This window comes from Alistipes sp. CHKCI003, assembly GCF_900021155.1.
Lineage (GTDB): Bacteria > Bacteroidota > Bacteroidia > Bacteroidales > Rikenellaceae > Alistipes > Alistipes excrementavium.
Genome location: NZ_FCNT01000012.1, coordinates 128,442 through 148,623, shown reverse-complemented (window position 1 = coordinate 148,623; position 20,182 = coordinate 128,442). Strand labels below are relative to the sequence as shown.

At 52.7% G+C, this 20,182-nt stretch carries 20 protein-coding genes; 13 read left to right on the top strand and 7 right to left on the bottom strand.

All coding sequences use genetic code 11. The features are described from left to right. Window positions 1–17 precede the first annotated feature (17 nt). The 13 genes from BN3659_RS01900 (at window position 18) to BN3659_RS01840 (ending at window position 12,876) form a co-directional block, all read left to right on the top strand. On the top strand, window positions 18–701 hold the full coding sequence (locus BN3659_RS01900) for an acyltransferase (protein ID WP_091534122.1): 684 nt from the start codon (window positions 18–20) through the stop codon (window positions 699–701). Window positions 702–713: 12 nt separating this feature from the next. Then, on the top strand, window positions 714–1,823 hold the full coding sequence (locus BN3659_RS01895; protein WP_091534120.1) for a DegT/DnrJ/EryC1/StrS family aminotransferase: 1,110 nt from the start codon (window positions 714–716) through the stop codon (window positions 1,821–1,823). A gap of 4 nt (window positions 1,824–1,827) precedes the next feature. After that, window positions 1,828–2,520: a WbqC family protein gene (locus tag BN3659_RS01890; RefSeq protein ID WP_091534119.1), complete on the top strand. Its 693-nt coding sequence runs from the start codon at window positions 1,828–1,830 to the stop codon at window positions 2,518–2,520. Continuing rightward, on the top strand, window positions 2,517–3,473 hold the full coding sequence (locus BN3659_RS12720) for a hypothetical protein (protein ID WP_141682447.1): 957 nt from the start codon (window positions 2,517–2,519) through the stop codon (window positions 3,471–3,473). The genes BN3659_RS01890 and BN3659_RS12720 overlap by 4 nt, the downstream gene beginning before the upstream one ends. A gap of 1 nt (window position 3,474) precedes the next feature. Next, entirely contained in the window at window positions 3,475–4,473 is a 999-nt protein-coding gene (locus tag BN3659_RS01880; RefSeq protein ID WP_224757825.1) for an NAD-dependent epimerase/dehydratase family protein, read from the top strand. Then, window positions 4,473–5,429 carry a glycosyltransferase family 2 protein gene (locus tag BN3659_RS01875; RefSeq protein ID WP_091534115.1) on the top strand — a complete coding sequence of 319 codons (957 nt, stop codon included), beginning with the start codon at window positions 4,473–4,475 and terminating at the stop codon, window positions 5,427–5,429. The genes BN3659_RS01880 and BN3659_RS01875 overlap by 1 nt, the downstream gene beginning before the upstream one ends. A 48-nt stretch (window positions 5,430–5,477) precedes the next feature. Further along, window positions 5,478–6,476 carry a glycosyltransferase family 2 protein gene (locus tag BN3659_RS01870; protein ID WP_091534114.1) on the top strand — a complete coding sequence of 333 codons (999 nt, stop codon included), beginning with the start codon at window positions 5,478–5,480 and terminating at the stop codon, window positions 6,474–6,476. Beyond that, window positions 6,473–7,507 (top strand): EpsG family protein, encoded by a 1,035-nt coding sequence (locus BN3659_RS01865; RefSeq protein WP_091534112.1) that lies wholly within the window; start codon window positions 6,473–6,475, stop codon window positions 7,505–7,507. The genes BN3659_RS01870 and BN3659_RS01865 overlap by 4 nt, the downstream gene beginning before the upstream one ends. A 3-nt stretch (window positions 7,508–7,510) precedes the next feature. Continuing rightward, a complete protein-coding gene (locus tag BN3659_RS01860) occupies window positions 7,511–8,671 on the top strand; it encodes a polysaccharide pyruvyl transferase family protein (RefSeq protein WP_091534110.1) in 1,161 nt (386 codons plus the stop codon). Next, window positions 8,668–9,843, top strand: coding sequence for a Coenzyme F420 hydrogenase/dehydrogenase, beta subunit C-terminal domain (locus BN3659_RS01855; protein ID WP_091534109.1), 1,176 nt, complete (start codon window positions 8,668–8,670; stop codon window positions 9,841–9,843). Before BN3659_RS01860 ends, BN3659_RS01855 begins: the two co-directional genes overlap by 4 nt. Before the next feature lie 6 nt (window positions 9,844–9,849). Further along, the gene (locus BN3659_RS01850) at window positions 9,850–10,917 is read left to right on the top strand and encodes a glycosyltransferase (protein WP_091534107.1); all 1,068 of its coding nucleotides are present in this window, start codon (window positions 9,850–9,852) and stop codon (window positions 10,915–10,917) included. Window positions 10,918–10,995: 78 nt separating this feature from the next. Further along, on the top strand, window positions 10,996–11,784 hold the full coding sequence (locus BN3659_RS01845; RefSeq protein WP_317041643.1) for a glycosyltransferase: 789 nt from the start codon (window positions 10,996–10,998) through the stop codon (window positions 11,782–11,784). Window positions 11,785–11,880: 96 nt separating this feature from the next. Beyond that, entirely contained in the window at window positions 11,881–12,876 is a 996-nt protein-coding gene (locus BN3659_RS01840) for an NAD-dependent epimerase/dehydratase family protein (RefSeq protein WP_091534104.1), read from the top strand. Between the two features lie 75 nt (window positions 12,877–12,951). On the opposite strand, the gene BN3659_RS01835 is transcribed toward BN3659_RS01840, so the two are convergent. The 7 genes from BN3659_RS01835 to BN3659_RS01805 form a co-directional block, all read right to left on the bottom strand. Then, a complete protein-coding gene (locus tag BN3659_RS01835; RefSeq protein ID WP_091534102.1) occupies window positions 12,952–13,272 on the bottom strand; it encodes a nucleotide pyrophosphohydrolase in 321 nt (106 codons plus the stop codon). Window positions 13,273–13,715: 443 nt separating this feature from the next. Continuing rightward, complete coding sequence (locus BN3659_RS01830) at window positions 13,716–14,363, bottom strand: O-methyltransferase (RefSeq protein ID WP_091534100.1); 648 nt, start codon at window positions 14,361–14,363, stop codon at window positions 13,716–13,718. Next, window positions 14,363–14,959 carry a type 1 glutamine amidotransferase family protein gene (locus tag BN3659_RS01825; protein WP_091534098.1) on the bottom strand — a complete coding sequence of 199 codons (597 nt, stop codon included), beginning with the start codon at window positions 14,957–14,959 and terminating at the stop codon, window positions 14,363–14,365. The genes BN3659_RS01830 and BN3659_RS01825 overlap by 1 nt, the downstream gene beginning before the upstream one ends. A gap of 5 nt (window positions 14,960–14,964) precedes the next feature. Beyond that, on the bottom strand, window positions 14,965–16,182 hold the full coding sequence (locus BN3659_RS01820; protein WP_091534096.1) for a M16 family metallopeptidase: 1,218 nt from the start codon (window positions 16,180–16,182) through the stop codon (window positions 14,965–14,967). Then, complete coding sequence (locus tag BN3659_RS01815; protein WP_171847676.1) at window positions 16,179–16,700, bottom strand: hypothetical protein; 522 nt, start codon at window positions 16,698–16,700, stop codon at window positions 16,179–16,181. The genes BN3659_RS01820 and BN3659_RS01815 overlap by 4 nt, the downstream gene beginning before the upstream one ends. Before the next feature lie 68 nt (window positions 16,701–16,768). Beyond that, window positions 16,769–19,570 (bottom strand): excinuclease ABC subunit UvrA, encoded by a 2,802-nt coding sequence (gene uvrA, locus BN3659_RS01810; RefSeq protein WP_091534093.1) that lies wholly within the window; start codon window positions 19,568–19,570, stop codon window positions 16,769–16,771. After that, complete coding sequence (locus tag BN3659_RS01805; RefSeq protein WP_091534091.1) at window positions 19,570–20,178, bottom strand: IMPACT family protein; 609 nt, start codon at window positions 20,176–20,178, stop codon at window positions 19,570–19,572. The genes uvrA and BN3659_RS01805 overlap by 1 nt, the downstream gene beginning before the upstream one ends. Between the last annotated feature and the right edge of the window lie 4 nt (window positions 20,179–20,182).

Genomic DNA, 20,182 nt, shown 5'->3' with positions numbered 1-20,182 from the left:
AACCAATCTTTTTTTCTATGAATCTTAAAAAGAAAATCGGTGCGATCGCCCGAAAATCGAATTTTCTGTTCAGCGCCGTGCAGTCGCTGCGCCGAATGTATTTTGCGCTTTGTCCGGTACGCGGCAAGGACAACCGTATTATTTTCGAGGGGGGGGGAATTTTTTACCGCGTGAAAAAGGATATTGCAGGCAACGGCAATACGATCTTCGTCGGAAGCGGCGCGCAGATCAGCAATACCCTGTTTTACATCCGTGGGAACAATCATACGATCCGCCTCGGCGAAGGGAGCAGTTGTGCGGGCGGGAGCTTTTGGCTCGAAGGAGAGAACGGCAGGATCGAGATCGGTGCGGGAACCAGTGTGGTATCCGCACACCTGTGCGTTCAAGAGCATGATACGGAAGTCGTGATCGGCGAAGATTGCATGCTTTCGAACAATATCACCATCCGGACGAGCGATTCCCATCCGATGTTCGACCGGGAAAACCGTCGCTTGAATCCGGCGGCTTCCGTGCACATCGGCAATCATGTGTGGATTTGTGCGAAAGCGACCGTGATGAAGGGGGTGGAGGTCGGCGACGGCGCGGTCATCGGCTATCAATCCGTGATTACGAAGGACGTGCCTCCGCATGCGCTGGCTGCGGGAGCTCCCGCACGGGTCGTTCGGAGCGAGGTGCATTGGACCCGCGAAGCCTTGTTTTAACAATTATCACATATGGACAATTCGAAACCGATTACGGTAACTTCTCCCCTGCTGCCGCCGATCGAGGAATTCGACTCCCTGTTGCGCGACATCTGGGACCGTAAATGGATCACCAACAACGGGCACTACCATCGGGAGCTGGAGAGGGCGCTCTGCACCTATCTGGGCGTGGAGCATATCAGTCTTTTCACCAACGGGACGCTGCCTCTGATTACGGCCTTGCAAGCGCTGCGCATCACGGGCGAAGTGATTACGACGCCTTACAGTTTCGTCGCCACGACCCATTCGCTGTGGTGGAACGGCATCCGCCCCGTATTCGTCGACGTCGATCCGCGGACGGGCAACCTCGATCCCGACCGGATCGAGGCGGCCATCACGCCGCAGACGACGGCCATCTTGCCGGTGCATGTCTACGGCAACCCGTGCGACACGGAGCGTATCCGGCAGATTGCCGACAAATACGGACTGAAGGTGATCTACGATGCGGCTCATGCGTTCGGCGTACGGGTCGGCGGCGAGTCCGTGCTGAAGGCCGGCGACATCAGTACGCTGAGTTTCCATGCGACCAAGACCTACAATACGGTCGAAGGCGGGGCGCTCGTCTGCCACGACGCCCGGACCAAACAGCGGATCGACTACCTCAAGAACTTCGGATTCGCCGGCGAGACCGAGGTCGTGGCGCCCGGGATCAATTCGAAGATGGACGAAGTGCGGGCCGCCTACGGACTGCTCAACCTCCGCTACGTCGACGAAGCCATCGAAGCCCGCCGCAAAGTCGCCGTCCGCTATCGCAGCGCGTTGCGCGGCGTGCCCGGCATCACGTTTTTCGACGACGTGCCCCGCGTGCGCCACAACTACTCCTATTTCCCGATCTTCGTCGATGCGGAGAGGTACGGCACGACGCGCGACGAGCTCTATTTTCGGATGAAGGAGGCGGGCGTGCTCGGACGGCGCTATTTCTATCCGCTCATCAGCACCTTTTCGACCTACCGGAGTCTGCCGTCGGCCGCGGCTTCGAATCTGCCCGTCGCCACGAAGATGGCCGACGAGGTGATCTGCCTGCCGCTGCATCACGAGTTGAGCGAGCGGGATGTGGAGCGTGTGTTGAACTTAATCCGCTGAAGAGATGATCCTCGGTATCATGCAACCCTACTTCCTGCCGTATATCGGTTACTTTCAGTTGATGAAAGCGGTGGATCGGTATGTGATTTACGACGATGTGAATTACATCAAGGGAGGATGGATCAACCGCAACAATTTGCTTGTCAACGGTCGAAAACAGCTTTTTACGATCGCTTTGGAAGGCGCCAGCCCCAACAAGAAAATCAACGAGATACGGATCAAGGACGACTTCTCGAAGTTTCTGCGGACCGTGCGCATGAACTATTCCAAAGCCCCTTGTTTCGGGGCGTTCATGCCCGTGTTGGAGCGGATCGCCGGATTCGGGGACAGGAATCTTGCGCGGTTCATTGCCAACAGTTTTCACGAGCTCGCCTCCTATCTCGGATTCGACACGCAGTTCGTCGTCTCCTCGGAGCTGGAAAAGGACAATTCGCTGTGCGGGCAGGACAAGGTGATCCACATCTGCCGGTTGCTTCGGGCCGATACCTATTACAACGCCGTCGGCGGCCGCGAACTCTACGATGCGGAGACTTTTGCGGCGAACGGTATCGAACTGAAATTTCTGTCGAGCTGTCTGCTGCCCTATCCGCAGCTCAAGACGCATGAGTTCGTACCCGCCTTGTCGATACTCGACGTGCTGATGAACAACTCGGTGCGGGAGACGAACGATTTGTTGAATGCTTATGCGTTGTTATGAAGTCGATCGGTGGCTATTTTGAGCTCGAATTCCGTGAAGGGGTTCAATATCATGAAACGGCATTGAAACTGAGTACGGCACGTCAATGTTTAGAATATGTGCTGCGTGCAAAGTGTTATAATAAGATATATGTTCCTTTTTATACTTGCGACGCTATTCTTGAGCCAATTTTGAAATTGGGTATTTCTTATGAATTTTATCATATAGATAAAAACTTTGAGCCTGTTTTCGATAGAGCGATTGAGGAAGATGAGGTTTTTCTTTATACGAATTATTGGGGATTGAAACAAAAAACGGCGGAGTTACTTGCTCGTCGTTTCCGAAATTTGATTGTCGATAACTCTCAGGCTTTCTTTGCAAAGCCGATTGATGGGGCAGACACATTCTATTCTGCACGAAAGTTTCTCGGTGTACCCGACGGAGCTTATCTCTATACGAACTGTTTTCCAATTCCGATGACGGATTATCCCCTGTTTGATCCGCAATCTCATATTTCATATTTGACAGGACGATTGACACACTCTGCAGAACAGCATTATAGTGAATTCACAGCATGCGAGGCTGAATTTTCAAATTTGGATATTCACCGGATGTCTCTATTAAGCGATCGTATTTTGCGATCGTTGGACTATAATCGAATTGCAAAGAGTAGGCGTTCGAATTATCGTTGTCTTCATGAAGCGTTACAAGCGACCAACGAATTGAAGATCGATATGGATGATACGCGGGATGTTCCGATGTGTTACCCTTTTCTCAGTAGGAGACCGGAACTGAGGCAACGATTGATCGGGCAGCGGATCTATGTTCCTCGCTTTTGGAGAAATGTAACGGATTGGCTGAACGGAGAGTTGGCATTTGAGCATGAGCTTGCGTGCGATCTTTGTCCGTTGCCTGTAGACCAACGATATGATGAAACAGATATGCAAACTATTATCGAATGTATAAAAAAATAATATGATGAAAAAGAAAATTATAATTTTCGGTGCAACAGGAAATGTGGGTTCCTATTTATTGAAGTATGCATTGGACTATTTTCCCCGCAGCAAATACGACATCATTGCATCGGGACGACGCAAAACCGATTTTTTCGATAAAATGGGTGTGGAATATCATGCTGTGGATTTGACCTGCGAGGCTGATTTTGATAAACTGCCAACGGATAATATTCATGCGGTGATGCTCCTTTCTGCTCAGATCCCGTCGTATATGGATACCTATCAACCTAAAAAATATATCGATTCCATTGTGGTCGGAGGATATAATGTTTTGGAATTTTGTCGTAAATATCATGTCGATCGGATTATTTATACCCAAACAGTTTTCGATGTCTCCTCTTATCCTCACGACATCGTGTTGAAGGCGGATGCCAAGCCTAACTTCAGCTATGTCGGAGATCACGCCGTTTATGTGATTGCAAAGAATACAATGTTGGAATTGATGGAGCATTATCGACAGGAATACGGGTTGAAAAAATTCATCTTCAGATTACCTACGATCTACTCTTATAGTCCTTATCCATATTATTATCCCAATGGCGTTAAGACGAAACGACCTGTTTATCAGATGATTGAAAAGGCGATGGACGGGAGTCCGATTGAAATATGGGGTGATCCGCATTATGCCAAAGATATGGTACACGTCTACGACTTCAGCCAGATGCTATGCAAAGCAGCCGAGGTGGATCGGGAGATGGGCTTTTACAATGTGGGAACCGGAATCCCTGTTACTATTGAAGAGCAGATACGGACGATTATTGATGTATTCTCACCTAAGGATCACCCTTCACAAATCGTCTATCGACCGGAAAAAGTTTGTGGCGGAGGTTTTCTGATGAATATCGACAATGCAAAACATGAGCTCGGGTATGAACCGCAGTATGATTGTCGTAAACTGTTCGAGGACTATAAGTATGAGATGAGCCTCAATCGTTTTGCTGAACTTCGTTTGAAATAATGATTACAGAGCCTTTGGTCAGTGTGTGTTGTCTGACATACAACCACGTGAAGTATGTCGGACAATGTTTGGAAGGATTTGCCTGCCAGAAAACGAATTTTCCATTTGAAATATTGATTCATGACGATGCGTCTCAGGACGATACGCAAAATGTGATTTTAGAGTTTGCAGCGAAATACGATTCAGAAGTTGTTAAGCCGATATGTCAGAAAATAAATCAGTTTTCTCAAGGTATATCGCCCTTGCGCCAGATTTTGTTGCCTCGGGTAAAAGGTAAGTATATCGCACTGTGCGAGGGCGACGACTACTGGACCGATCCGCTGAAGTTGCAGAAACAGGTCGATTTCCTCGAAGCGCATCCGGAATATGCGATGTGCTTTCATAATGTGAAGGTCATCGCGGAAGAGGGATGCCGTGCGGAAACCGATATTTATGCCCATTTGCGGGACGGAGATTTTACGGGTGAGCAGATCATTTCGCGTTGGACGGTACCGACCTGTTCGGTGGTTTTCCGTAAATCGTGTCTTGACCGATTGCCGAACCACCCTGACTTTAAGATCGGTGATAATGTATTGTTCCTGACTTGTGCATCCTGCGGCAAGTTATATTGTCTGAATGAGAAAATGGGGGTTTACCGACGTAATGCCGGAGGTTGGACCAGTCAGTCCACCCAGAAAGTGGCTAAGGATTTCATACGTCATTACGAAGCGATGAAAGTCTGTTTTCCGATGATTTCTGCCTGTATTTTCGACCATAAGATCGTTTCTTTCTATGGTTTACTTACGCTTCTGCAATTTTGTCGTTTCGATCCTGAGTTACGACAGACCGTATGCAAAGGATTCGAATCGTACGGATTTCGTTATCTCGGTTCTTGCATCGGATGGGGCGTGAGAAAATGTTACGATCATATTCGCAAGTTCTTTCGTAACGGTACTCGTCATACTTTCCGAAAATGATAATAAAGTTGGTGAGCATTATCCTGTATTTAATTCAAATAATTCATTATGTCATCGACTCCGAAAGTTTCGGTTTATGTTCCGATCTATAATGTCGCACCGTTTATCGAACGTTGTGCCCGTTCGCTTTTCGAACAGACTCTGGAAGATTTGGAATATATATTCGTCGACGATAAGTCTCCGGACGACAGCGTGGATATTTTATTACGGGTCTTGGATGAATATCCGCACAGAAAATCCCAAGTTCGATTGATTCGCCATACCAAAAACCAAGGTATTTCAGGAGCACGAACGACAGCCTATCGTGCCGTTACCGGCGAGTTCGTGATTGGTTGCGATAGCGATGATTGGGTCGAGCCCGATGCGTATGAAGCCATGTATGAACTGGCACGGAGAACGGGTGCGGATATGGTCGTAGCCGATTACTATGTAAATTATGAGAACAGAGAGTCTTATGTGTCGCAACGGGGGGAGGGAACCGGATTGGATGTTACTAAACAGCTGTTGAGTGGAAAGCTACATTGCTCGGTTTGTAACAAATTGATTAAGAGTGTAATATTTAAGGATAATAAGCTTTTGCCGGAACCGAACGTAAATATGTGGGAAGATGTGATTTTAAGTGTGAGGTGTGCTTTTTTTGCCAAAAAAGTCGTTCATCTATCCAAAGCTTGTTACCACTACAACCAGGAAAATGCGGGATCGTATACAGCGGCTGTTAACTATTCGGACCGAATCATCGCAAACCTTCAGAAAGTGGTGAGTGTGCTTGAACGTTTTTTTGAAGAGCAGAAAGCTCTTGAAATTGTCAATGAGGAACTTGTTTTACTCAAACTAAATGTTAAAAGAGCTTTTCTACTGCATACTCGTGGTTTAAAACGACGTGAATTACAACGATTTTACCCCGATACGACAAAATATATTCTTCGGCAGGATACCGTTCGCCTGTATTACAGAATCGCACTTTGGGCCGCTAATCATTGCATGATGCCGCTTGCGGTGTTTATTCTCACTCTTGTAAACTTTACCAAAAAACGCTGGTTTTTATGACTGTGGGTTTCATAATCGTATGCTTGTTGTTTACGATCCTTTTTTTGTCGGCTGTGCGTAAAGCCGCAGGAAAAACGGAATTGTTCCCACTGGTGATACTGTTGGTGCTTACGGCTGTATCCGGCTTGCGATATGACGTTGGGGTTGACTACCCTGTTTACAGAGAGGTTTACGATTCTCCTTCGGATATTAGAGCCCTTGCGTTCGAACCGTTTTGGATTTTTTTTTCCGAGTGGCTTCGCGATATGGGTTTTGCCTCTCGTATGTGGTTCATTCTGACCTCTGCGGCGATTAATTTATTAATGTATTACGGAATCAAACGTATGTCCGTAAATCCATATTTGTCGTTGTTGCTATACGTGGTCATGTCGTTCGGATATGTTGAAACATTTAATATGGTCCGGCAATATGTGGCAATCGGTATTCTCTTCGCTACATTCCATTACGTTACAGAAAATAAGGTATGGAAATATCTTCTCTTCATTGTTCTTGCGGCATGTTTTCATTTGAGTGCTCTACTTATGTTGCCCTTTCTTTTGCTTATGCGAATCCGCTATCCCATCTGGCTATTATGGATAGTATTTTGTACCTTATTTTTTTTCGGACGGCAGTTATTAACCGTTTTTTTGAATTATGTCATTCCGTTTATTCCAACTTACGGATTTTATGCGGATCGTATTATATTGGAAGATTATTCCGGTTTTTTAAAACTTTTTTATTTTTTTGTCGGGTGCGGCATTCTTGCTGTGGCTCCTTATTTGACAAAACGTTATGCAACCGGTTATCTGTACATCAATGCAGTTTTAATGGCCTTGATGTGGTATTTTGTATTCATTGATATTCAGGTATTCATGCGTGGAATGTTTTATCTTGTAGTGTTTCTTTTCATTCTGATCCCGATGCTCACCGATGTTCTTGCGCCGCGGACAAGGATGCTTCTAACGCCGTTGATCGTACTCTTGTTTCTGACTGTAACGTTAAAAATGCATTGGAGTGTGCCCTACAATTTCGATTTCCAGTTATTCTATTGATACATGAAACAGATCGCTTTACTATCCGCCTGCAATGATAATTATGGTAGTTTGCTGCAGTCCTGCGCATTCCAGCATTATCTGGCTATGCTCGGGATCGACGCAGAAATCATCGTATATACCGGTCGGCCTTTTCTGAAGCAAATACTCAGGTTATTTAATTTGCCCTTGCTGCGGATGAAAACCAAATCGGTATATCGGGAGGTGAGTTGTAAATTGTTCCGGCCCGAATTACAAAGGCGCTTTCAATGTCGTGCCCGGCAGTTCGAGAGATTCCGAAAAGACTACTTGCATATTGCAGCTCCGATTGCCGACCGAGCACAATTATTACTGTGTCCAGATCGCTACGATGTTTTCATCGTCGGTAGCGATCAGTTATGGAATCCCGTAAATGTGGGAACGGATTTTTTCACATTGAACTTCGTTCCGGATCATCGGCTCAAACTTTCGTATGCGACCAGTTTCGGCGTTGATCGCATTCCTGCATCGTTGACTGCGACATATCGGCGTTATTTGCAGCGCTTCGACGAAGTTTCGACACGCGAGCACTCTGGGCAAAGCCTGATCCGTGAGATTGCAGGACGCGATGTTCCGGTCGTTTGCGATCCGACGATGCTCGTAGACCGCACTTTCTGGGACGGAATCAAAGGGGAGAAGCCCTTGATAGAGGGGGATTACATTTTCTGTTATTTCATCGGTCCGCGTCCCGATATACGCGCTTATGCGAAGGAATTCGGTCGTAAGACAGGCCTGCGGATCGCCTCCCTTCCCCACATAGACGAATATGTAACGGCGGACGCTGATTTCGGAGATGTGCAATTATTCGACGTAGGACCAGCCGAGTTCGTCAATCTTATCGCGAATGCGACTTATGTACTTACCGACTCGTTTCACGGTACGGTTTTCTCCGTGGTGTATGAAAAATCGTTTTTTACGTTCAACCGTTTTCGGCAGGAAGGGAAAGGGTCGATGAATTCCCGAATCAGTTCTCTGTTGCAGGTTTTGGGAATTCCCGAACGGAGAATCGATGTTGAAGTCGATATGAAGCATTTGGACGAACTTACGATCGATTACGACTCCGTGAACCGCAATTTGTCCCTATTCCGTTCCCAGTCGGTCGATTATCTGCACAAATTGGCGACACTTATTCATAATAGGTCATGATCCGTATTACCGATAAAAAACGTTGTACCGGTTGTGAGGCGTGCGCGAATGTTTGCCCCGTGCAGGCTATTACCATGTTGCCGGACCGGGAGGGTTTTCTGTATCCCACTGTGGATGAGTCGATTTGTGTAGAATGCGGGCTATGTGTAAAACGATGTCCAGTTTTGGTCGAACGGTGTGTCGGGCGACCTATCGTAGCTTATGCGGTACAAAATAAAGACGAATGCGTGCGTCGCGAAAGCAGTTCGGGTGGTGCCTTTACAGCGATTGCGCAGGAGGTGCTCCGGCAAGGGGGCCTCGTTTTCGGTGCGGCTTTCGATCCGAAATTTGAGGTCGTGCATATATCGGTCTCCGCTTCCGATGAGTTGTCGCGGTTTCGAGGATCGAAATACGTGCAGAGCAGGATCGGTACCACCTATGCTGAGGTGAAAAAAGCTTTGTTAGCTGGTATGTACGTGTGCTTCAGCGGTACTCCCTGTCAAATCGAAGGTTTGATGCAATATCTGGGAAAACCGTACGATAATTTGATCGCAGTCGATGTTGTCTGTCACGGCGTACCTTCTCCCAAACTCTTCCGAAAATATCTCAACTACCAACAGGATAAGTACGGACCTTTGAAGGGGATTTACTTCCGAGATAAAAGTTATGGGTATGCCGGATCGACTATGGCACTGCGTTTTACAAGTGGGCGGACGATTTCTAACGGACGGGAATTGCAATTCTTCAAAGATACTTTTTTCCGGAATCTATCAACTCGTCCTTCTTGTTATGCCTGCCCTTTCAAGACCGCTGGACGTGTTTCGGATTTCACCCTATTCGATTGCTGGCATATCGGAAATTGGAACAGGAAAATGGACGACGACAAAGGGACGACGTTCGTTTTGATCCACACCTCCAAAGGGCGCGATCTGTTCGAAAAACTGATGCCCGAATTGCGTTATTGTTTAGTGGATGCATTGGCTGCCGTTGCTACGGACGGTGATATGGCTGTTGCCTCCATACCTTCTCATCCGGCGAGATCCTCCTTTTTCGCGGATATGGATCGGTTGAGTGTTCCGATGCTGATGAAGAAATATGTGCCGTCGTCTCTGTTCCGACATGTACTTTTCCTTGTAAAGCCGATATTGTTCCGTATGCATCTGCTGCCGATCCTGAAAAGGCTGCTAAAATAACTTCGTATGAAACTCGCATTGATTCTCCCTTCTCTCGTGAACAAGGGGCCGATCATTGTTGCCCACACTCTTTTGACCCATCTCGTGTCTCGTTTGGAACGGGCGGATGTATATTACTTCGATGAATCCGAAGGGATGAATTTTCCATGCCCAACTCACCGGATTCGAATGGACCAGCCGATCGATTTTCGTGCGTATGATGTGATTCATTCACACATGTATCGTCCAGATAAGTATGTGCATAAGTGGCGCAGGGAGATTCGGGAAGCTGGTGTCAAGACCGTTACAACGATTCATCAGAATATCTATGCGAATATAAAGTACAGTCATGGAGCGGTCGTAGGTTGGGCGTTGATGCAGATTTGGCTTCCTTGTATGCGCAGTTTCGATGCAGCGGTACCGATTTCCGAGGAGTTGTACCGGCTTTACCGTCGCAGATTGCCGAATATCACTCCGGTGATTTATAATGGGGTGGACATCCGCTATGAGCCCGAGAAGGCAGAACCCGTAATAAATGAGCGGATTCAGACAATGAAAGAGACGGGTGGATATGTCATCGGAAGCTATGCCGCCATTACGCGCCGTAAGGGATTGGATCAGTTGATCCGGTTATTGGCGGTACGCCCGGAACTGAAACTCGTAATCATCGGCGAAGGCGATGAGACGGTCCGTCTGAAGCGTCTTGCAAAGAGATTATCCGTACAGGATCGAATATTATTCCTACCCTATCTGCGTGCACCGTATAATTATTTGGAGTATATAGATATATATGCTATGCCGAGTCGTTCCGAGGGATTCGGACTCGCTCATGTCGAAGCGGCTTTCACCCGCACGCCGGTTGTTTGTTCGGATATTCCCGTCTTTCATGAATTATTCGACGAAAAAGACGTCGCCTTTTTCGAGTTGGAAAATATCGACAGTCTTTCGTCTGCTGTGGATCGTTGCATTGCCCGCATGGAGAAGCAAAGCGAGCATGCGTATGCGACCGCATGCGAGAAATTTGCCGGAAGTTGCATGGCTGACAGGTATTTCAACTTGTATGAGAATCTGCTTGCCAAGACTTCCGGATGTTGAAAGAGTCTCGGAAGATTTATTTGGAAAAAATATAGAAACCTTTTTTTATAGTTCATTTATATTATGCTAACTGCATCATTGGTTATCTATCATAATCCTCTGCCGGAGATCGAGACTGTGTTAAATTGTGCATTGCGCAGTCCGTTTGAATGGATTTATATTGTCGATAACTCATGTAACGATTCATTGCGTATTCTGGAACATCGATCGCCCAAAATCCGGTACATTCATAATCTCAATACCGGTTATATTGCGCATAATATCGCTATTCGCGAGGCGATGGCACTCGGGGCTAAGTACCACGCCGTGCTGAATCCAGATATCAGTTTCGAGCCTGAAACGATCAATGAATTGATCCACTATATGGAAGCTCACGAGGATGTCGGATGGGTGATGCCCAAAGTGATTTATCCCGACGGTCGATTGCAATATCTTTGTAAGCTGTTGCCAACACCTGCAGATTTGATATTACGGCGTTTTTTTCCTAAAAGTTGGTTTCCGAAAAGCCAAAAACGCTTCGAAATGCGGTTTTTAGACTATGATACAGAGGTAGATGTACCTTACCTTTCGGGATGTTTCATGTTTTTACGGACGGAGGTCTTATGTAAAACAGGGCTTTTCGATGAACAGTTCTTCATGTATGCTGAAGACATCGATTTGTCGCGTCGGATGCATGCAATGAGCCGGACGGTTTACTATCCGGCCGTATCAATCGTTCATGCTCATGAGGGCGCATCTTACAAAAACAGGCGAATGCTTTACGTCCATATTCGCAATATCGTACTTTATTTCAATAAATGGGGTTGGTTTTTCGACCGCGAACGACGTAGGGCGAACAAAGCGGTTTTGAAACGTTTCGATCATTGAGTAAATAATGATGAACAATGTGCAGATGATAAAAGAGTTCTTTTGAAGGCTTTATTTATATGAGAATTTATGAAGGGGTTTAAATAGAAAGAGGATATGAATATAACATTATTGGGTGGCTCCGGATTTGTGGGAACCCGTTTGTTGGGGCTTCTGTCGGAACACGAGGAGGATTACACGTTGCGCAATATTGACAAACGTCAAAGTGAATTTTTTCCGAAAATTACCGAATTGGGTGATGTGCGTGATCCAGAAGCGATGCGTCGAGCCGTATCAGGCGCCGATGTTGTCGTATTGCTTGCGGCAGAACATCGTGACGATGTGTCTCCTGCATCGCTCTATTATGAGGTTAATGTGAACGGCATGCGCACGGTACTCAATGCCATGGAAGCGGAAGGGGTTCATCGTATTGTCTTTACTTCGTCAGTCGCTGTTTATGGTCTGAATAAGCAAAATCCGTCGGAGGATCATCCGGTAGATCCGTTCAACCATTACGGTAAAAGTAAATGGGAGGCCGAGCAGGTCCTTCAGGCGTGGTATGAAAAACATCCGGACTGGAATATCAATATACTTCGGCCTACGGTAATTTTCGGCGAGAGAAATCGTGGAAATGTTTTCAATCTATTGCAACAAATTTCTTCAGGCAAGTTTTTGATGGTTGGTTCTGGACAGAACAAAAAATCGATGGCATATGTGGGTAATATCGTTTCGTTCATTCGTTTCCTGATTGAGACGCGACGTATTGGATACAATGTCTACAACTATGTGGATCAGCCTGATTTTACGATGAACATGCTGGTGAAACATGTTGGTGAGGTTTTGGATAAACATATCCCCACAATCCACCTTCCATATTGGTTGGGGATGTTGGGCGGTCGCTGTTTCGATCTTTTGGCTTGGGTTACAAATCGAAAAATGACTATCAGCAGCGTGCGGGTAAAGAAATTCTGTGCGACGACACAGTTCGATGCAAAGAAAGCTTGGGAGTCTGGGTTCGCGGCACCGTATTCGTTGAGTGAGGGATTAGCGCGTACGTTGCGATTCGAGTTTATCGATCCGCCTAAGGATGGTATTACGTTCAAGACAGAATAGATCTCTATCAAGAGAGACAAAAAGGATCCGTGCTGAATTTGCGGATCCTTTTTTGTATTTGCAGGGTCTTGGAGATTACAGTTTCGGATTGCTGCGGTGCCGCTCCTTGTCGCGCGAGGTTTTCTTGGCGAAGTTGGCTTCGAGAGCCGCGGTGAGGTCCACGCCCGTCTGATTGGCAAGGCAGACCAGCACCCACAGCACGTCGGCCATTTCGTCCGCGAGGTTGCACGCCTCGCCCGCCTTGAACGACTGGTCGCCGTATTTGCGGGCCACGACGCGGGCCAGCTCGCCTACCTCTTCCGTCAGGACGGCCATGTTCGTCAGTTCGCTGAAATAGCGGACACCGTATTCCTTGATCCATGCGTCTACACGCTCCTGCAATTCTTTGATCTCCATTGTGCGATTTTTTTGTTTTCGGTCATTCCGAATTTTTCCTCCCCCCCCCTCTTCCCCGAATATCGCCCTCTGCATCCGGTGCGGAAACTTCCGGTCTTTGCCGCCGGAATCTGCGTTTACGAATCCGTATTTCCTCGCTCCTGCCCGTGTCCTTCGGGCGGGAACGATCGCATTGGGGCGAGTGGCAGGAGGCGCCCGACGAAAAACGGCGTTCCCGCTTCATATTCCTGCACCCTTCACAAAGGGAATTTCGAAGCGGGTTTCGGCGAATCCGCCCTTTCGCCCGATCGTTTGCCTGCCGGTCCGGGGCCGGCGTCGATTGCGCGATCGCTATGGGATTGCGCCGGGCGCTCCGGCATGCGTGCCGGAGATTCGATTGCGGTTCCGTCCGGGGCCGCAATCGGCGTTTGGAGGATGCGGTCGTTCCGGCTTCCGTCGCACTGCTATTTCACCCGGATGAGGTTCAGTCCGTCGCGCAGGGGTAGGATCACGTTCTCGACCCGCGGATCCGCCGCTGCCATGCGGTTGAACTCCAGCAATGCCTGCGTGTGGCGGTCGCTGCGGGCGACCGGCTCGACGACTTTGCCCGACCAGAGGATGTTGTCGGCGATCAGCACCGAACCGCTTCTTACGAGCGGCCGTCGCCCGTCGTCGCCCATGAGCATCCGGTAGTAGTCGGGGTATTCGCGCTTGTCGCCGTCGATGAACACGAGGTCGAATACGCCGCCCAGAGCGGGCGCTATGGCGAGTGCCGAACCGATGTGCAGGCGGATTTTGCTCCCGTGGGGGCTGCGGTCGAAGAACGACTGCGCCAACGGTTCCAGTTCGTCGTCCACCTCGGTGGTGTGCAGCTCGCCTTCCGCGTCCAGCCCGGCCGCCATGCAGAGGGCCGAATACCCCGTGAAGGTGCCGATTTCGAGGATGCGCCGCGGGCGGAGCATCCGCACGAGCAGCTCGAGCAGTTTGCCCTGAATATGCCCCGAGAGCATCCGCGGAGCCACGACCCGCAGATGCGTTTCGCGGTCCAATTCGCGCAGCAGCTCCTCCTCGGGTGCCGAGAAGTCGTGGATGTAGCGTTCGAGTGCGTCCATCAGTTTGGGTAGAATCCCTGTTTGTTGAACCGGTAGGAGGTTTCGATGGCCTCGGGCGTATCGGCACCGAGCGCGAGCAGATAGGCCCGCGTGAATTCGAGATAACCCGTGCCGTTGGCCGTTACGATTCCGCCGTCGCTCACGGCCTGCCGCTCTTCGTAGCGCGACTCGCCCGTATAGCGTTCGCCGCCCCACTCTTTCATCAGTCGGACCGTGTTGCCCGTGTGGCGCACGGTGTTGAGGAACCCGTGCGCTGCCAGAAAGAGCGTCGCGTTGCAGATCGCTCCGACGGGCAGACCCCGTTCGAGCGCCCGGGCGACCAGCGGTGCGACCTGCTCCGCTTCGGGGCTTCGCCAGCTCATGCCGCCCGTGAGAATCAGACCCGCACAATCGTCGGGCAGCGCCGCAAGGTCGCAGTCGGGCACGACGGAGAGGCCGCCCAGCGAGCGGACGGTGCGTCCCTGCGGCGCGGCGTAGAGAGTTTCGAACCGGCCTTCGCAGCCGGGCATGAGCCCCTCCCGCAGCGCCGGCGCGAGGAATGCGGCTTCCCAATCGGCGAAGGCGTCCAACAGGACGATCATTGTTTTTTTCTTCATAGGGTTTATCGGTATATCAGTTTGGAATCGACGCCGAGAACCTCTTCGGCCACTTCGGCAAGCTGTGCGGCCGTGAGGGCTTCGATTTTGGCGTAGACCTGCTCCATGGTGTCCACCTCCTCGTGCAGCAGGAAACTTTTGCCCGTGCCGAGCATGTAGCCTTCGTTGCTCTCCAGCGATATGGCCAGTTGGGCGATGAACTGTTTCTTGGCCATCGAGAGGCGCCGCGGGGTGAGCGTCTCGGTCCGCAGACGCCGCATCTGCGCTTCGATCAGCTCGATGCACTGCTCCGTGTTGCCGTGGTCGCAACTGAAGTAGGTCGCCACGATACCGCAGTCGGTGTAGGGGGTGTAGGAGGCTTCGATGTTGTAGGAGAGCCCGTGTTTTTCACGCACGACGACGTTGAGGAGCGAGTTGGCCGACGGACCGCCCAGTATGTTCACCAGCAGCGCCAGCGGCAGACGGCGGGGATCGTCGATCCCGCAGGCGCGGCTGCCGATGATGCAGTGGGTTTGGTGGGTGTGCTTCGTGATGGTCCGCTCGAACGGCGGCCGCACGTCGGGCGCTGTCCTGTGCGTCGTCCGCACCGTGGCGGGTTGCCGTCCGAAATAGCGGTCGGCGACGGCTTCGACGGTTTGGGGCGCGATGTTGCCGATCGACGAGAAAACCATCTGATCGGTCGTATGCGTGCGGGCCGTGAAGCGGCGGATGGCGTTCCCGTCGAAACGGGCGAGCGCCTTTTTGCCGCCGAGGATGTTGTGTCCCAGTTCGGAACCTTCGAAGAGCATGTCCTCGAAGGTGTCGTAGATGAGGTCGGCGGGCGAATCTTTGTAGGTGTTGATCTCGTCGCAGATCACCTCCTTTTCGCGTTCCAGCTCCCGGTCCGGAAAGGTCGAGCGGAAGGCGATGTCGGCGATCAGTTCGGCCGCCTTGGGGAAATCGCCGCGCAGCGTCGTGGCATGGATGGTGGTGTCCTCCTTGGTGGTGAAGGCGTTGAGTTCGCCGCCGAGGTTTTCCAGCCGGCAGTTGACCTGCCATGCCCGGCGGCGCTGCGTGCCTTTGAAAAAGGCATGCTCGGTGAAGTGCGCGAGGCCGTATTCCGCGGTCAGCTCGTCGCGCGAACCGGCGTTGACGATCAGCGCGCAATGAGCCACGTTGCTCCGCACGCAGCGGTGTATGCCCCGAATGCCGTTCGGGAGGCGGTAGGTTGTGAATTCGTTCATCGATAGTCGTTTTGAGCTTTGTAGCGCCGGTCGATCCGGAATCCGTGATCTTTTGCGAGAGAGTAGACGATACCGGACGAACGGACTTTTCCGTAGACGACGGCGATCTTGGGACGCCGGTTTCGCTTTTCGCCGCTGCCTTTGATCGAGGCGTTTTTCGGATCGGCACAACCGTCTGCTCCGATCGTGAAGCCGAGCTTGCGGCGGTATTTCCGAAGCGATGCGTCCATGTGCATCGAGTCCGCCGGCGGCATGCCGTTCGCCGGATCGGCGCCGAGTTTTACGATGTCCGTTTCGCGGATCGTATCGACGTGAAACGGAGCGGGGATCGTTTCTTCGGAAAAAGTTACGTACCCTCCGGCTTTCAGACTGTCGAGGTAGAGGCGCGTCTCGGCATGATCTTCGGCGGAACTCGTGTGCTGCATCGGCACGAAGACGACTTCGCGCCCTGCGGTCGGATGGGTGGGTTTCCGCACGCCGTACCGTGGATGAGTGGCTTTCCACCGTGTTCCCTGCATGAGAGAACGGGAATCTGTACCGGACAGCGGCCAGCTCGGCGACGTGTATCTGAAAAACGTTTTTCCGGTCATTTTTTGTGCAAATCGAGGTTTTTGCGGAGAAATGCGCCCGTGTGGCTCTCGGGGCAGGCGGCCAGTCCGCGCGGGGTGCCTTCGTAGACGATGCGCCCGCCCTCGCCGCCCGCTTCGGGGCCGAGGTCCACGACCCAGTCGGCGCATTTGATGACGTCCATGTTGTGCTCCACGACCACGATCGTGTGCCCCCGTTCGATCAGGGCTCCGAAAGCGGCCAGCAGCTTGGCGATGTCGTGGAAGTGGAGCCCCGTGGTCGGCTCGTCGAAGATGAACATCACGCTGCCGTCCGCCGGACTGTCCTTGGTGAGGAACGAGGCGAGCTTCACGCGCTGGCTTTCGCCGCCCGAGAGGGTCGAGGAGGATTGACCGAGGCGGATGTAGCCCAGTCCCACATCCTGCAACGGTTTGAGGCGTTCGACGATGCGCCGGCAGGTCGCATCCTTCCGGTCGGCCGCGAAAAACTCCACGGCGTCGTCCACGGTCATGTCCAGTACGTCGGAGATCGACTTGTCGCGGTATTTCACTTCCAGAATCTCGTCCTTGAAACGTTTGCCGCCGCAGGCGTCGCACACGAGTTCGACGTCGGCCATGAATTGCATCGAGACCTTGATGACGCCTTCGCCCTGACACTCTTCGCAGCGCCCGCCCGCCATGTTGAACGAGAAGTGCGACGGATTGAGCCCCGTGTGTTTGGCTTGGGGCTGGTCGGCGAAGAGTTTGCGTATTTCGTCGTAGGCTTTGATGTAGGTAACGGGATTCGAACGCGACGATTTGCCGATGGGATTCTGATCCACCATCTCCACCGATTTGAGCAGCCGGACATCGCCGTCGATGCGGTCGAAATCTCCGGGTTTCGTGCCCGTGTCGAAGAGCATGCGCCGCAGCGCGGGGTAGAGGATGCCCTTCGCCAGCGACGATTTGCCCGAGCCGCTGACGCCCGTGATGCAGGTCATCACGCCGAGCGGAATGCGGACGTCGATGTTCCGGAGGTTGTTCTCGCGCGCTCCGCGGATCACGACGGAGTTGCTCCAGCCCCGTTCCGCGGACGGACACGCGATGCGGCGACGGCCCGTGAGGTAGTCGGCCGTGAGGCTTTTCCGGCTTCCGAGCAGCGCTTCGAACGATCCGCTGAAGACCACCTCGCCGCCGTGTTCGCCCGCTGCGGGGCCGATGTCGACGATGTAATCCGCGGCGCGGATCACCTCTTCTTCGTGCTCGACGATGATCACCGTGTTGCCCAGATCGCGCAACTGCCGGAGGACTTTGATCAGCCGGTTCGTATCGCGCGGATGGAGGCCGATCGAAGGTTCGTCGAGTATGTAGAGCGATCCCGTGAGGTTGCTGCCGAGCGACGTGGCGAGGTTGATGCGCTGGCTCTCGCCGCCCGAAAGGGTCGCCGAGAGCCGGTCGAGCGTGAGGTAACCCAGCCCGACGTCGGCGAGGTATTGCAGCCGGTTGCGGATCTCCACGAGGATGCGAGCCGCGGTTTTCGTGTCGTGTTCGTCGAGCCGCAGCCCGTCGAAGAATCCGATGAGCGCCTCCACGTTCATGGCCACCAGCTCGGCAATGGTCCGGCCGCCGACCCTGACGTAGAGCGCCTCGGGCCGCAGGCGCGAGCCGCCGCAGTCGGGGCAGACGGTTTTGCCCGTGTAGCGGGCCTTCATCACGCGGTACTGGATCTTGTGCCGCTGCGAGTCGATGTAGGCGAAAAAGTCGTCCAGTCCGTCGAAATATTCGTTGCCGCGCCACAGCAGTCTCCGCTGCGCGGGCGTCAGCTCGTGGTAGGGCGTATGGATCGGAAATCCGAACTTGCCGGCGTTCTGCACCAGCTGGTCCTTCCACTGCCCCATCGTCTCGCCGCGCCAGCAGGCCACGGCCCCTTCGTAGACGGTTTTGCTCTTGTCGGGGATCACCAGATCTTCGTCGATGCCGATCACCTTCCCGTAGCCTTCGCAGCGGGGGCAGGCGCCCAGCGGATTGTTGAACCCGAAGAGGTGTTCGGTCGGAGGTTCGAAGCGGATGCCGTCGGCTTCGAACCGCGACGAGAAGCTCTCGGCCCCGCGGTCGGTCAGGATCGTGCAGACACCGTCGCCGTAGGAAAAGGCGCGGGCCACCGAGTCGCGCAGGCGCGTGGCGGTATCGTCGTCCGGAGCGACGCGGGCGCGGTCGACCACCACCGCGATCTCCTCCGCACGGGTCTCGGGGCCGACCGTCGGCAGGTAATCCTCGATGAACCGTGTTTCGCCGCCGACGCAGACGCGCTGGAGGCCGTCGCCGACGAGCAACGTGAGTTTTTCGATGATGCCCTGTCCCGGGGCCAGCACCAGCGGTGCGGCGATCACCACCCGACTGCCCTCTTCCAGCGCGAGGATGCGGGCTGCGACCTCGTCCACGCCGTAACATTTCACCTCGCGCCCCGACACGGGCGAGAAGGTGTGCCCCGCACGGGCGAAGAGCAGCTTCAGGTAGTCGTAGATCTCGGTGGTCGTGCCTACGGTCGAGCGCGGATTGCGCGTGTTGACCTTCTGTTCGATGGCTATGGCCGGCGCGATGCCCGTGATGAGGTCCACGTCGGGCTTGTTGACCTTGCCCAAAAACTGCCGCGCATAGGCCGACAGCGATTCGACGTAGCGGCGCTGCCCCTCGGCGAAAATCGTGTCGAAGGCCAGCGTCGATTTGCCCGAGCCCGAGAGCCCGGTAATTACGGTCAGCGTGTCGTGCGGGATCGAGACCTCGATGTTCTTGAGGTTGTGGACCCGCGCACCTTTGATATGAATGCTCTTTTCTTCTTCCATCACTCCTCCTCGGGGATCGCGCCCCCGACTTTATGCAGTTTGCCGAGCAGGGCTTCCGCACGGCCGGCCCGTATGGTGAGCGTTACGGTGCAAAGGTTGCCGAATTCCTGCGAGCGGACGGCCGGCTGCTCGTCTTTGACGATTCTCATGATGTCGTTCATCGCTTCGTACGGGAACTGCACGCGGAATGTGCGGTCGACCGTGCGCTCCGTGATCCCGGCTGCGGCGATGACCGCGGCGGCCGCCTCCTTGTAGGCGGCGATCAGGCCGGGGACTCCCAGTTTCGTGCCGCCGAAGTAGCGGACCACGACGATGAGACATTCCGTGATCCCGTGCGAGAGCATCTGTCCGAGGATCGGCCGGCCGGCCGTTCCCGAGGGTTCGCCGTCGTCGTTGGCGCGGAACCGCTCGCCGCGGGGACCGAGACGCCACGCATAGCAGTGGTGCGTGGCGTCGTAGTAACGTTTGCGCAGGGCATCGAGCCGTTCGCGGATCTCCTCCTCGCTGCACACGGGATAGGCATAGGCCAAAAACCTGCTGCTCCGCTCCCGCAGCGAAGCCTCGGCCGGAGCCGCGAGTGTCAGATAGCTGTCTTCGGGCGTCTCCACGGCG

Bases quoted from the DNA above. Each gene is read 5' to 3' on its own strand.
- uvrA (WP_091534093.1), bottom strand. From the start codon at position 19,570: ATGGAAGAAGAAAAGAGCATTCATATCAAAGGTGCGCGGGTCCACAAC.
- BN3659_RS01830 (WP_091534100.1), bottom strand. From the start codon at position 14,363: ATGGACGCACTCGAACGCTACATCCACGACTTCTCGGCACCCGAGGAG.
- BN3659_RS01825 (WP_091534098.1), bottom strand. From the start codon at position 14,959: ATGAAGAAAAAAACAATGATCGTCCTGTTGGACGCCTTCGCCGATTGG.
- BN3659_RS01850 (WP_091534107.1), top strand. From the start codon at position 9,850: ATGAAACTCGCATTGATTCTCCCTTCTCTCGTGAACAAGGGGCCGATC.
- BN3659_RS01835 (WP_091534102.1), bottom strand. From the start codon at position 13,272: ATGGAGATCAAAGAATTGCAGGAGCGTGTAGACGCATGGATCAAGGAA.
- BN3659_RS01875 (WP_091534115.1), top strand. From the start codon at position 4,473: ATGATTACAGAGCCTTTGGTCAGTGTGTGTTGTCTGACATACAACCAC.
- BN3659_RS12720 (WP_141682447.1), top strand. From the start codon at position 2,517: ATGAAGTCGATCGGTGGCTATTTTGAGCTCGAATTCCGTGAAGGGGTT.
- BN3659_RS01855 (WP_091534109.1), top strand. From the start codon at position 8,668: ATGATCCGTATTACCGATAAAAAACGTTGTACCGGTTGTGAGGCGTGC.
- BN3659_RS01895 (WP_091534120.1), top strand. From the start codon at position 714: ATGGACAATTCGAAACCGATTACGGTAACTTCTCCCCTGCTGCCGCCG.
- BN3659_RS01840 (WP_091534104.1), top strand. From the start codon at position 11,881: ATGAATATAACATTATTGGGTGGCTCCGGATTTGTGGGAACCCGTTTG.
- BN3659_RS01820 (WP_091534096.1), bottom strand. From the start codon at position 16,182: ATGAACGAATTCACAACCTACCGCCTCCCGAACGGCATTCGGGGCATA.
- BN3659_RS01870 (WP_091534114.1), top strand. From the start codon at position 5,478: ATGTCATCGACTCCGAAAGTTTCGGTTTATGTTCCGATCTATAATGTC.
- BN3659_RS01815 (WP_171847676.1), bottom strand. From the start codon at position 16,700: ATGCAGGGAACACGGTGGAAAGCCACTCATCCACGGTACGGCGTGCGG.
- BN3659_RS01865 (WP_091534112.1), top strand. From the start codon at position 6,473: ATGACTGTGGGTTTCATAATCGTATGCTTGTTGTTTACGATCCTTTTT.
- BN3659_RS01900 (WP_091534122.1), top strand. From the start codon at position 18: ATGAATCTTAAAAAGAAAATCGGTGCGATCGCCCGAAAATCGAATTTT.
- BN3659_RS01860 (WP_091534110.1), top strand. From the start codon at position 7,511: ATGAAACAGATCGCTTTACTATCCGCCTGCAATGATAATTATGGTAGT.
- BN3659_RS01880 (WP_224757825.1), top strand. From the start codon at position 3,475: ATGATGAAAAAGAAAATTATAATTTTCGGTGCAACAGGAAATGTGGGT.
- BN3659_RS01890 (WP_091534119.1), top strand. From the start codon at position 1,828: ATGATCCTCGGTATCATGCAACCCTACTTCCTGCCGTATATCGGTTAC.